This is a genomic window from Olleya sp. NP1-10 (assembly GCF_055804415.1).
The window spans coordinates 1,829,365-1,841,256 of sequence record NZ_CM147840.1 but is presented as its reverse complement, the minus strand read 5'-3'; the positions used below and the strand labels follow the sequence as shown (position 1 = coordinate 1,841,256).

The 11,892-nt window shown below is 29.6% G+C and carries 14 protein-coding genes; 11 read left to right on the top strand and 3 right to left on the bottom strand.

Annotated features, from left to right (window positions below; genetic code table 11):
- The first annotated feature begins 4 nt into the window (after nucleotides 1-4).
- Both AC0L4B_RS08415 and AC0L4B_RS08410 read left to right on the top strand, forming a co-directional pair.
- Nucleotides 5-751: a glycosyltransferase family 2 protein gene (locus AC0L4B_RS08415; protein WP_473436528.1), complete on the top strand. Its 747-nt coding sequence runs from the start codon at nucleotides 5-7 to the stop codon at nucleotides 749-751.
- On the top strand, nucleotides 752-1,819 hold the full coding sequence (locus AC0L4B_RS08410) for a glycosyltransferase family 4 protein (RefSeq protein WP_473436527.1): 1,068 nt from the start codon (nucleotides 752-754) through the stop codon (nucleotides 1,817-1,819).
- Here AC0L4B_RS08410 and AC0L4B_RS08405 read toward each other — a convergent pair.
- On the bottom strand, nucleotides 1,811-2,761 hold the full coding sequence (locus tag AC0L4B_RS08405) for a WaaS/CpsH family glycosyltransferase (protein WP_473436526.1): 951 nt from the start codon (nucleotides 2,759-2,761) through the stop codon (nucleotides 1,811-1,813). The two genes, AC0L4B_RS08410 and AC0L4B_RS08405, sit on opposite strands and share 9 nt — an antisense overlap.
- 106 nt (nucleotides 2,762-2,867) lie before the next feature.
- Here AC0L4B_RS08405 and AC0L4B_RS08400 point away from each other — a divergent pair, with 106 nt between their 5' ends.
- Together AC0L4B_RS08400 and AC0L4B_RS08395 are read left to right on the top strand one after the other, a co-directional pair.
- Nucleotides 2,868-3,314 carry a glycosyltransferase gene (locus tag AC0L4B_RS08400; RefSeq protein WP_473436525.1) on the top strand — a complete coding sequence of 149 codons (447 nt, stop codon included), beginning with the start codon at nucleotides 2,868-2,870 and terminating at the stop codon, nucleotides 3,312-3,314.
- Between the two features lie 83 nt (nucleotides 3,315-3,397).
- A complete protein-coding gene (locus AC0L4B_RS08395; protein ID WP_473436524.1) occupies nucleotides 3,398-3,676 on the top strand; it encodes a glycosyltransferase family 2 protein in 279 nt (92 codons plus the stop codon).
- Between the two features lie 88 nt (nucleotides 3,677-3,764).
- Here the strand turns inward: AC0L4B_RS08395 and AC0L4B_RS08390 are convergent, their stop codons facing one another.
- Nucleotides 3,765-4,784: a glycosyltransferase gene (locus tag AC0L4B_RS08390; protein WP_473439368.1), complete on the bottom strand. Its 1,020-nt coding sequence runs from the start codon at nucleotides 4,782-4,784 to the stop codon at nucleotides 3,765-3,767.
- A gap of 75 nt (nucleotides 4,785-4,859) precedes the next feature.
- Between AC0L4B_RS08390 and AC0L4B_RS08385 the strand changes: the two genes are divergently transcribed.
- The 5 genes from AC0L4B_RS08385 to AC0L4B_RS08365 are packed head-to-tail and all read left to right on the top strand — an operon-like array spanning nucleotide 4,860 to nucleotide 8,898.
- Complete coding sequence (locus AC0L4B_RS08385) at nucleotides 4,860-5,420, top strand: L-threonylcarbamoyladenylate synthase (RefSeq protein ID WP_473439367.1); 561 nt, start codon at nucleotides 4,860-4,862, stop codon at nucleotides 5,418-5,420.
- 9 nt (nucleotides 5,421-5,429) lie between these two features.
- On the top strand, nucleotides 5,430-6,845 hold the full coding sequence (locus AC0L4B_RS08380) for a CCA tRNA nucleotidyltransferase (RefSeq protein WP_473439366.1): 1,416 nt from the start codon (nucleotides 5,430-5,432) through the stop codon (nucleotides 6,843-6,845).
- 7 nt (nucleotides 6,846-6,852) lie between these two features.
- Nucleotides 6,853-7,302 carry a GNAT family N-acetyltransferase gene (locus AC0L4B_RS08375; RefSeq protein WP_473439365.1) on the top strand — a complete coding sequence of 150 codons (450 nt, stop codon included), beginning with the start codon at nucleotides 6,853-6,855 and terminating at the stop codon, nucleotides 7,300-7,302.
- Between the two features lie 24 nt (nucleotides 7,303-7,326).
- Complete coding sequence (locus tag AC0L4B_RS08370) at nucleotides 7,327-8,343, top strand: COX15/CtaA family protein (protein WP_473439364.1); 1,017 nt, start codon at nucleotides 7,327-7,329, stop codon at nucleotides 8,341-8,343.
- A 39-nt stretch (nucleotides 8,344-8,382) separates the two neighbouring features.
- Nucleotides 8,383-8,898, top strand: coding sequence for an IS1096 element passenger TnpR family protein (locus AC0L4B_RS08365; protein WP_028289456.1), 516 nt, complete (start codon nucleotides 8,383-8,385; stop codon nucleotides 8,896-8,898).
- On the opposite strand, the gene AC0L4B_RS08360 is transcribed toward AC0L4B_RS08365, so the two are convergent.
- Nucleotides 8,895-9,911, bottom strand: a complete 1,017-nt coding sequence (locus tag AC0L4B_RS08360) for a hypothetical protein (RefSeq protein ID WP_473439420.1) — start codon at nucleotides 9,909-9,911, stop codon at nucleotides 8,895-8,897. The genes AC0L4B_RS08365 and AC0L4B_RS08360 overlap by 4 nt on opposite strands.
- 162 nt (nucleotides 9,912-10,073) lie before the next feature.
- Here AC0L4B_RS08360 and AC0L4B_RS08355 point away from each other — a divergent pair, with 162 nt between their 5' ends.
- Nucleotides 10,074-10,982: an ABC transporter ATP-binding protein gene (locus AC0L4B_RS08355; protein ID WP_473439363.1), complete on the top strand. Its 909-nt coding sequence runs from the start codon at nucleotides 10,074-10,076 to the stop codon at nucleotides 10,980-10,982.
- Between the two features lie 20 nt (nucleotides 10,983-11,002).
- Complete coding sequence (locus tag AC0L4B_RS08350) at nucleotides 11,003-11,827, top strand: ABC transporter permease (protein WP_473439362.1); 825 nt, start codon at nucleotides 11,003-11,005, stop codon at nucleotides 11,825-11,827.
- Nucleotides 11,828-11,892 lie beyond the last annotated feature (65 nt).

The window sequence follows — 11,892 nt, the reverse complement described above, 5'->3', positions numbered from 1 at the left end:
TTGCATGATAACTGCTCTAGCAATAACCTATAACGAAGCACATAATATAGAACGCTATATTAATAGTATGTCTTTTGCAGATGAAATTATTATCGTAGACTCCTTTAGTACAGATACTACCGAAGCTTTAGCCAAGCATCCTAAAGTCACTTTTATAAAGCGCGTTTTTGATGATTTTTCCTCTCAAAAAAACTACGCTATTAGCTTAGCAAAACACGATTGGGTTACCTTTTTTGATTTAGATGAAGAAGTGCCTGAAGCCTTAGCTACTGAAATTGTAGCAACCGTTAGATCAAAACCAGAAGCAAAAGCATTTCGCGTAAAGCGTGATTACCATTTTATGGGTAAACGTATTAAATACAGTGGTTTCCAGACAGACGTAGCTGTTCGTTTATTTAATAAAAACCATTGTAAATACAATGGTAAATTAGTCCATGAAGCTATTGAAACTAATGCTAAAGTAGGTAAATTAAAATCTCACGTAAAACACCAAACCTATACAGATTTTGATAACTACAATCAAAAGTTAACGCAGTACAGTAAACTACAAGCAGAAGCTTTATTTAAAAAAAATGTACGCCCTAATTTGTATCATTTTTTATTTAGACCTTGGTACAGATTTATGCACCAATACTTTTTAAGGTTTGGATTTTTAGATGGTAAAGAAGGTTTTATAATTTGTTATGTTCATGCGTTTTCAGTGTTTAAACGCTATATACAATTGTGGACCATGTATCGTAAAATAGATTAAATGAAAAATATATTTTTAGAATCTCATAATATCAAAAACCAATTTAATGGATTTGGGCAATTTAATTACCACTTAATAAAAGGGTTATATCAGGCAAAGATTACTGATTTCAAAATGACTCTTCATGCTAAAGACATTAAAAGCCTTAAAAATGAGTTTGACGATTATTTTGATTATAAACCTTATAAATCTATTTCAAGAAAACCTTTATTTCGTATTCGAAAGAAATACGATGTTTGGCATTGTATGAATCAAAATATTAAGGTTGAACCTCATCACAATATTCCTTACGTTTTAACAATACACGATGTTAATTTTATAAATGAGGTATCTAGTGATTTATCACATAAAACAAACAAACGTTTTATTGAAAAATTAAACAGGAGTACTGCAATAACCTATATTTCTGAATTTGCCAAAGCGTCTACACATCAACATTTTAAAGTGCCCAATGTACCAGAATATGTAATTTATAATGGTAACCCAATAACCAAATTATTAGATTTAGAACCTAACAGTGTTAATTTAGTTACGAAAAGGCCTTATCTGTTTTTTATCGGAGGGCTTACAAAAAGAAAAAACGTCCATACTCTAGTCAAAATGCTTGAACATTTACCAGATTTTGATTTGGTTTTAGCTGGTGATACATCTGATGCATATGTAAACACAACCCTATCTCAAGTAATTTTAAAAACAAGAACCTCCAGTCGTGTCCATATGATAGGAAAAATAAACACTGAAGAAAAACAGTATTATCTACAGAATTGTAGTGCTTTTGTATTTCCTTCATTACTTGAAGGTTTTGGAATCCCTCCAATAGAAGCTATGCGATTTGGAAAACCTGTATTTTTATCCAACTTAACCTCGCTTCCGGAAATTGGTGGTGACAAAGCTTTTTATTGGAACAACTTTAATCCAAAAGACATGGCTACATGTTTTATTGAAGGTATGCATAGCTATCAAACTAATATAGACCAATATAAAGAAGCATACATTAATCGTGCTAAAAGCTTTAATTGGGATAAATCTGCTTTAGCCTATATCAAAGTTTACAAAAGCTTATTGTAAATTAAATACTTTTTTAATCCAATATTTTAATCTATAATTATTTAAAATAGAATCCTCAACCTCTTGATAGGGTGTATTGACAAATTCCTCTGGGATATTTATATCATTTTCATCAATGACTAATATGTTATTAGGATTATAAAAATCATAATTTACTATATCTGCATTGGTAGTAATTAACTTTTTATTATGTCCTAATGCTTCAAAAATCCTAAAAGACAAACCTATTTGCTCCTTTCTTTGTATTTCAACTATAATTTTAGATTTCTTGATTTTTTCAGCTACGTCATCTACTGGAATTTGATTATGTATAATCTTAACATAAGGTGATACTAAATCATCAGGTCCCAAAACTAAAATTTCTTTACTCCAAGATTTCTCATGAATATATTTAGCCAGTCTTTCCATTGCCTCATATCTATAATCATGTGTAGAAATATTAAAAAAATCGGTATCTGTATTAGTTACATTACTTTCGTCAAAAATATAATTAGTCAAAAACTCTAAGTTATATTTTTCAACATCCAAACGATCATAACTATATACCTTATCAAAATAAGGAATAATACCAACCTTATCCGGAAAACGACGTGTACTATCATAATAAAAAGCTTGTAATTGCTTTGTTTTTGACTTTAAATAAGTAAGTGTTGATGTTTTCAATAAATCTGGTCGGATCATAAAAACTAAATCTTGTTCTCCTAATTGATCAATCTTATCTTTAACTACCGTATTAACATACTCTTTTTTTAGATTTTTATTTAAAAATACTTTAGATAAAAAATTGATAACTTTATGGCCTAAATTTTTATACTTAAAACTAAATTTATCTATTAAAACAATATTAGACTCAACATTATTATAACTATTTAACTCAATATTAATCTTTGTCAAGTATCCTAAACTTGGTGGTCCAATTATGAAAATCTTTTTTCTATCCATCTAATTTAAATATGATTACAAGTTAACAAAAGTATCATTTTTATTCAAACACTTAAAAATATATAGGAAAAGTATAAAGTTAATCTTGATTGCATACATTTGTAAAATGAAAGATGTTTCCGTTATTATTATCAATTATAACACAGCCAAATATACTTTGGAATGTATTGAATCTGTTATAAAGTTTAGTAATCCTAAATTACGTATAGATATTATAGTAGTCGATAATAACTCTGAACCTGAGGATTTTAAAAAATTAGAAAACAACTTTCCAAAACAAGATAATATTCTATTAATTAGAAGTGTAATAAACACAGGTTTTGGAGGTGGTAATATGCTTGGCGTACAGCATGCAAAATCTAAATACTTACTTTTTCTAAACAATGATGCCATGTTAAAAAATGATTGTTTAGATATCCTGTATACTTTTATGGAAGCTAATCAAAACGTGGGAGTTGCTACAGCGCAAAACTATGATGAAAACAACAATTTCGTACCGTCTTTTGATCACGATAAAGGATTACGAAAACTACTTTTGGGCAGAAGTTTTTAGAAAAGATTAATCCAGAAAAATTTCCAAAAAGAAAAAAGGAATACACAAATCCTGTTAGCGTCAATTTTGTGAATGGTGCTTTTATGTTTTTTAAAACTTCTGTATTTGCAGAATTAGGCGGTTTTGACACCAATATTTTTCTGTATTTTGAAGAAATGGATATATGCTTCAGAATGAGAAAACTTGGTTTTACTAGTGTATTAATTCCAGAAGCAAAGATTTTACATTATCAAGGCGTTAGTACAGGAATGTCAAAATTAATTAGCAAAGAAGGCTTTTTGTCTCAGTTATACGTTACAAAAAAAACTATTCATACGCTAAATATATGTTTATCAAACTTTACTATACTAGCACCTTCTTAATTAAACCTAAAAAATGGTTTCTCCTTTCTGTAATTTTAAAAGGTGCACACATGTCTCAATCTCTAAAACAAAAGCAACCCATAAGATTTTAATCTTTATTTTGTTTGCGTTTTCTTCTTGCTCTTCTTGCTATTTTTCTTCGATGTTTATTTTCTAAGTAAGTAAAATATTTTTGTTCCCAAACCGCTTGAATTAATTTAAAATATCCGTTTTTCTTTTCCAAAGTTTTTGCATAGTCCAGATACTTTTCAACTTGCAAATCAATATTTAAATTTTGTAACGCATAATTTCTCATTATGGCTCCGTCTTCAGCATTGTATTTTAGTAATTCTTCTTCTATGTCTTTGGCTTCAAATTTAAATTTCGAAGTTCTTCCTGAAAGATTGTTGTAAATACAAGTTTCAAGTACTTTTTTAGTAAGATAGCCATCTCCATAGGATTCAAAATAACCTCTATCATCGAATACTAAAATGGGCCTACCACAAGCCATAGCTTCGTATGCTGATCTCCCTAAACCAACCACTAAATCCACTTTATTTATTTCATCTTCTACATTCCAGATCGGGTTTATGTGTTTGTTGAGCTTATTAAAACTAACATTTAGTGTTTTACAAACTGCTTCAAGTTTATCGTTTGCCAAAGCCGATTGACTTAAACTTAAAACATGCTTTAACTCTTTATTTATGGGGTTTTCTATTTTAAACCTCTCACAATTAATGCCATTTAAAACGACTTGAGATGTAAAACCTTTTTCCTTTAAATGATCTCTAACTTCACATGAGATAGCAATATGACCGTCTGCATACTTATTGGGCTGTTCTAAATCTGGAAAAATACCATGACAGGTTTGTATGGTTAATCCATGTCTACTTAAATGTCTAACACACGAATTATGATTTGCTAAAATTAAGTCATAATTATTTTTACTTTTAAAGCTTACTTTTAATTCACTTTCTATTCGTTTAGAAACAATTCCTTTGTAAAATGTAAAATACTCTACGTTATAACCTTTAGCAATTAAAGCTTCGATTAAGGAATAAGCAAAAGTTTCAGAACCTCCAACAGCTTCTAAATGATTGGTTGCTACTAAAATGTTTTTAATAATCATATTATATATTATATCAAAGCATAAAAGTAAGGATATCTATTAAAATAATTTAATTTTGTAACATAATTAAATCTAATGAAAGAAGAAATAGAAAAAGCAATTGAAACCCTTAAACAAGGTGGTCTAATACTTTACCCAACTGACACTGTTTGGGGTATTGGTTGCGACGCTACAAATGCTAATGCTGTTAGAAAAATATATAATTTAAAACAACGTGAAGACAATAAAGCATTAATCTGTTTGGTCAATAACTATAGCATGCTTGAAAGACATGTCGATAATGTCCCAAAAATGGCTTATACTATTTTAGATATTGCAGACAAACCTACAACAGTAATCTATGATGCTCCTGCTGGTATTGCAGAAAACTTAGTAGCTAAAGACAATACTTTAGCTATTAGAATTGTGGATCATAAATTTTGCGAAAAACTAATCAAATATTTTGGGCGTCCAATTGTATCTACCTCTGCAAATATTAGTGGTCAATCTACACCAAATTCGTTTAAAGAAATAAGCGAAGCTATTTTAAAAGGTGTGGATTATGTCGTAAATTTGCAAAACGAAAATAAAAACGCAAAACCATCAACTATTATTAAGTTATCTAACAATGGTGGAGTTAAAATTATTCGTGAGTAAATAGCACCAATGAATTACAAAGCAGCACTACAAAACCCTATATTTAAAATTATATCTCAAGCCTCTAAAAATCTAAACTTAGACAGCTATGTTATTGGTGGTTTTGTTCGCGATTTTTTACTTAAACGTGGTACAGCAAAAGACATTGATATTGTTGCTGTTGGTAGTGGTATTGAATTAGCAAGAGCTGTAGCACAATTATTACCAAACAAGCCTAAAGTACAAGTTTTTAAAACCTATGGCACAGCAATGTTACGCTATAATGACATTGAAATTGAATTTGTAGGAGCTAGAAAGGAATCTTATAACGAAGATAGCCGAAATCCAATTGTTGAAAATGGAACGCTACAAGACGATCAAAACCGAAGAGATTTTACTATTAACGCATTAGCCTTAAACTTATCGGAAGCTAATTTTGGTGATTTATTGGACCCTTTTAACGGTATTGAAAATTTAGACAATAAGGTTATTAAAACACCATTAAATCCAGATATAACATACAGTGACGATCCTTTACGTATGATGCGTGCTATTAGATTTGCGTCGCAATTAGATTTTATAATTGAAGCAGAATCTTTAAATGCAATAACAAGAAATAGCGAACGCATTAATATTATTACTAAAGAACGTATTGTTGTTGAACTAAATAAAATAATTGAAAGTAAAACACCTTCCAAAGGCTTTTTATTATTAGAAAAAACAGGTCTTTTAAAACACTTTTTACCAGAAATCACAAACCTAAAAGGTATTGATGAAGTCGAAGGTCAAAAACACAAAGATAATTTTTATCATACTTTAGAAGTTGTAGACAACATATCACAACATACTGATGACCTTTGGTTACGTTGGGCTGCATTATTACACGATATTGGAAAAGCACCAACCAAACGTTTTAGCAAAAAAGTAGGTTGGACATTTCATGGTCATGAATTTGAAGGTTCAAAAATGGTATACAAATTATTTAAAAGATTAAAAATGCCATTAAATGACAAAATGAAATTTGTTCAAAAAATGGTATTTATGAGCTCTAGACCAATCGTTTTAGCTCAAGATATTGTTACAGATTCTGCTGTAAGACGTTTAGTATTTGATGCAGGAGATTATGTTGATGATTTAATGACGCTTTGTGAGGCTGACATTACCACCAAAAACCCTAAAAAATTTAATAAATACCATAACAACTTTAAAATAGTTAGAGAAAAAATTATTGAGGTAGAAGAAAAAGATCAGGTACGCAACTTTCAACCTCCTGTTTCAGGTGAAGAAATCATGAAAACCTTCAATTTAAAACCTTCAAAAGAAATTGGAATTATTAAAGAAGCTATAAAAGAAGCTATTTTAGAAGGAGATATTCCAAACGAACATGAAGCAGCTTTCAATTTAATGCTAGAAAAAGGAAAAGCATTAGGTTTAACTGTTAATTAAATTTAGGATGTTAGAATTAATTAAAACCAATTCTGATAACTCCGACTTTAAAAGTCTTGTCACCCAATTAGATGAATTTTTAAAAATTACTGATGGTGAAGACCACGACTTTTACAACCAATACAATGGTTTAGACACTATTAATCATGTTATAGTTGCCTACTTAAACAATAAACCAGTTGGTTGTGCAGCCTTTAAGCCTTTTGATAATGCAACAGTTGAAGTTAAACGTATGTTTACAACTAAAGCTACCAGAGGACAAGGTGTTGCTAGAGCTGTTTTAAACGATTTAGAGTCTTGGGCAAAACAATTGGGTTACCAATATAGTATTTTAGAAACAGGTATTAGACAACTTGAAGCTATCCAGCTTTACAAAAGCTGTAATTATGAAATCACAGATAATTACGGTCAATATAAAGGTATAGACCAAAGTTTATGCTTTAAAAAAGAATTGTAAGAAAAATTATAAATACGTTAAGTTATGAAAAAGGACAACAAAAAGGTCATTTATTGGCTACTAACAGGTTGTGTGCTAATATTTGTAATGGTTATTGTTGGCGGAATTACACGTTTAACACATTCTGGATTATCAATTTCTAATTACAAACTAATTTCTGGAACAATACCACCAATGAACGATGTAGAGTGGCAAGAAGCTTTTGATCTTTATAAACAATATCCAGAATACCAAAAACTAAATACACATTTTAGTATAGAAGAATTTAAAGATATTTACTTCTGGGAATGGATCCATCGTGTCATTGGACGTTTTATTGGCTTGGTGTTTTTCTTTCCATTTTTATATTTTTTAATTACCAAGCAACTCACAAAACCAACTATAAAAAAATCCATTGGATTAATGATACTTGGTGGATTTCAAGGTTTTTTAGGATGGTATATGGTCAAAAGCGGATTGGTAGATAGACCTGATGTAAGCCATTACAGATTAGCAATGCATTTAACCACTGCATTTATAACATTTGCAGCAACATTTTGGGTAGCATTAGACTTAATGTTTCCGTTTACTGAAATTAGAAACACTAGATTTAAAAGATTAATTCAAGTAAGTTTAGTGGTACTTATTCTACAAATTATATATGGTGCTTTTGTCGCTGGATTGGATGCTGGTTGGGTACACAACCATTGGCCAATGATGAGCGAAGGTAAATTTATACACGAAAGCGCTTATATAGAACGTGACACCTTATTTGCTAATTTTACGGAAGGCAAAAGTGGAGTCCAATTTGTACACCGTACATTAGCATATCTTGTGGTTGTTTTAATACTTTTTATTTATTTTAAAGGTCAAAAATATATTAACTCTCATTACCAGAAAAAAGCATTAAATTTATTATTAGGTTTAGTCTTTTTACAATTTGTACTTGGTGTGTTTACGTTAATTTTACAAGTTCCGGTTTGGTTAGGTGTTGTACACCAAGTTGGTGCCTTTTTATTATTAAGTGCAATGACATTTACGTTACATCGTTTTAGCAAATAACACCTAAAAGCAGTATCTTTACACACTTATTTTTTTATTATGATTTACAGATTTAGAGTTATACTAGATAACGATACAGAAGAAGATATTTTCAGAGATTTTGAAATTCGCGAAAGCGATACTATGGAAGACTTACACAACGTTATTACACAATGTTTTGGCTTTGATGGTACTGAAATGGCATCATTTTATATTAGTGATGAAGAATGGAATCAAGGTGAAGAAATAAGTCTTTTTGACATGAGTGATGGTCTAAATGAAGTTAAGTTAATGAACGAAACTTCTATCTCAGACACAGTACACGAGGCACAAACTAAGCTAATTTATGTGTACGATTTTATGAGTATGTGGACCTTTTTTGTTGAATTAGCAGAAATTGTTGAAACTGCTGAAGGCGTGGATTACCCTAACCTAATGTATGTACAAGGTCAAGTTCCAACTGAAGCTCCTGATAAAGTTTTTGAAGCTGAAAAAGATGAATTTGACGCAGAATTTGATGATGACTTTAACATTGATGACTACGACAATTTAGATTTTAACGAAAACTGGAATTAAAAGCCTTTAGTATTAACATTCTCATAATTTCGTTTTACAAACGACAATGCGTTTTTTACTATTTGCCCCATATTTTGACTTTTCTTAAACTTTAGATCTAAGGTATAATCATAGATTTTAGATTTTAAAAGTTTAATATGCTCTGGATTTGATATTGTATCATTTACCATACAATCTAACAATTGGTCAATACGATCGTTGTAACTTATCATACGTTTAGCAACTATGGAACGTTCTTCTATTTTGTATTGATCAATAGATTCTTTTTTAAACTTTTTTGTAACAAGCTCAACTAACTTTAAGTTTTCTTTAAAAAACTGAGGTCTGTACACGTTAAATTTGCCTTCATAAGATTGCTGATCAAAATCTATGGCTCTAATTTTAAATACCACATGATCAAAATCGTGTGTTGGCACAATCACATAATTATAAGCTCTCATATCTCCTAAAAGCCTAATCATACAACGCTCGTTAAATTTAACAAACTCTTTGGCAATTTGTGATTTTTCAGATTCTGTACAATCATTAAGCATGGTTTTAATAAACTCGTCTCCAGGTATTCCAGCTATATGTTCTTCTATTAAAGTATTACCATGCACCATAAAATTTAAGTTATATGGTGATAACATATGCTCTAATTCCAATCCATAAATACGAGAAGCATCAGCTTTTTTGACATAAAAATAAGTGTAATTATCATTTAAAATATTTCTAACTTTTATTCTAAAAGGTTTAGAGTTTCCGAAGGTACAATAGTCAATTGCATCAACATTTAAAAACGGAATTGAGGTTTCATTTCCATCAGAATGTAATCTTGTATATACTTTTTTAAGGCTTAGGTCTATTTCTGCTCTATCAAATTCGCTAAAATAAACACGCACCCAAAGTGTGTCATTATCATCTTTATCATAAACCGTAATTGCGCCTTGAAAACGCAGTAAATCGTCATATAAAATGGTGATTTTAGAGTTTCTGTTATATTCTGATAAATAATCATTTAACTTATCGCTTATCGGATAGGATGGCTTTTTTTAGAAATTTTTAAGTCTTTCATAGCTTTATATAGTGTATCAAATTTAAAACTAATTTTTAATTTGTAACAATTTTATAATATTATCGTCTTACTATTAAACCAACCATTGCTAATTTTAAATTAGTACTTAAAACCATTTATCTTGGACACCATTCTTAACATTAGTAATCTTACTAAACAATATGGCAACTTAACTGCTGTCAACAATTTATCATTTACCATTAAAAAAGGAAACGTTTACGGTATTTTAGGACCAAACGGAAGTGGTAAATCCACTACATTAGGTATTACCTTAAACGTCGTTAATAAAACCAGTGGAGATTTTAGCTGGTTTGATGGTCAGACCTCAACACATGATGCCTTAAAAAAAGTTGGAGCCATTATAGAGCGTCCAAACTTTTACCCTTACATGTCTGCGTATAAAAACTTAAAATTAGTTTGTAAAATAAAGGGAATTACTGAAGAAAAAATAGACGAAAAACTAGAGCTAGTTGGTTTACTAGATCGTAAAGACAGTAAATTTAAAACCTTTTCTTTAGGGATGAAACAACGTCTTGCGATAGCATCTGCATTACTTAACGATCCTGAAATTTTAATTTTAGACGAACCCACAAACGGTCTTGATCCTCAAGGTATTCATCAAATTAGAGCTATAATTAAAGATATTGCAAGTCAAGGTACAACCATTTTATTAGCGTCTCACTTATTAGATGAAGTTGAAAAAGTGTGCTCACATGTTGTTGTACTTAGAAAGGGTAATAAATTATACGAAGGTCCAGTAGATCAAATGATTTCTAGTGATGGATTTTTTGAATTAAAATGTGATAATAACACAGCACTTTTAGACTATCTAAATACACATCCAAATATTAAAAACACAAAAGTAACAGAGGATTTAATAACTGCCTTTTTAAATGCACCTACATCTGCTGCCTCTTTTAACAAAGAGCTATTAGATAAAGGTATTGCACTGTCGCATCTAGTATTGCGTAAAGAAAGTTTGGAAGAACAATTTCTTCAACTTACAGACAATTTAGAAGACCAAAACTAATCCATCAAAAAACACAAATCATGTTACGACTTTTACAAATAGAATTACAAAAACTTTTAGAAAATAGGGTTAGTAAAATATTAATCTTCTTTTCATTTATATTACCGTTTTTCATCATATTATTATCCTCATTTAAAATCAATTTCTTTGGTCTATTTACTATAGATTTAGGTAGTGTTGGGATTTTTGACTTTCCATACATATGGCATATTACCACGTTTTTCTCATCATTATTTAAGCTGTTTTTTGCTATAGTTGTGGTAAGTATGATTGGTAATGAATATAGCAACAAAACCATTAAGCAAAACTTAATTGATGGTCTTAGCAAAAAAGAATTTATACTGTCAAAATTTTATGCTATAGTATTTTTCTCTGTTGTTTCTACACTATTAGTTGGGATTTTAACCTTAGCTATTGGACTGTACTATAATGGTGATAGTGAAGCTTATTATATGTTTAGTGAAAGTATCTTTTTACTTGCTTATTTAGTAAAACTTATAGGCTTTTTTAGTTTATGTTTATTTGCTGCAGTATTAATAAAACGTTCGGCATTTGCACTAGCTTTTTTATTCATCCTATTTATAATCGAATGGATTATATATGGTATAATATTAAAAAATTACGATGATGACATAGCGACTAAAATTCAAAACTTTTTACCATTAAAGTCTATGTCTAAATTAATAGACGAACCTTTTAGACGTATTGTAGCTATGAAGTCTCCAGAAAAAACAGAACTTATATATGATTTTGCTGTACATTGGCACGAAATATTTATTGTTCTTGGTTGGACTAGCTTATTTGTATTTTTCTCTTATAAATTATTACAAAAAAGAGATTTATAAAAAATCTTGTTTATTTTTTTAACAAACTACATTTATTTATAAGATTTTATTATAATACTTTTACT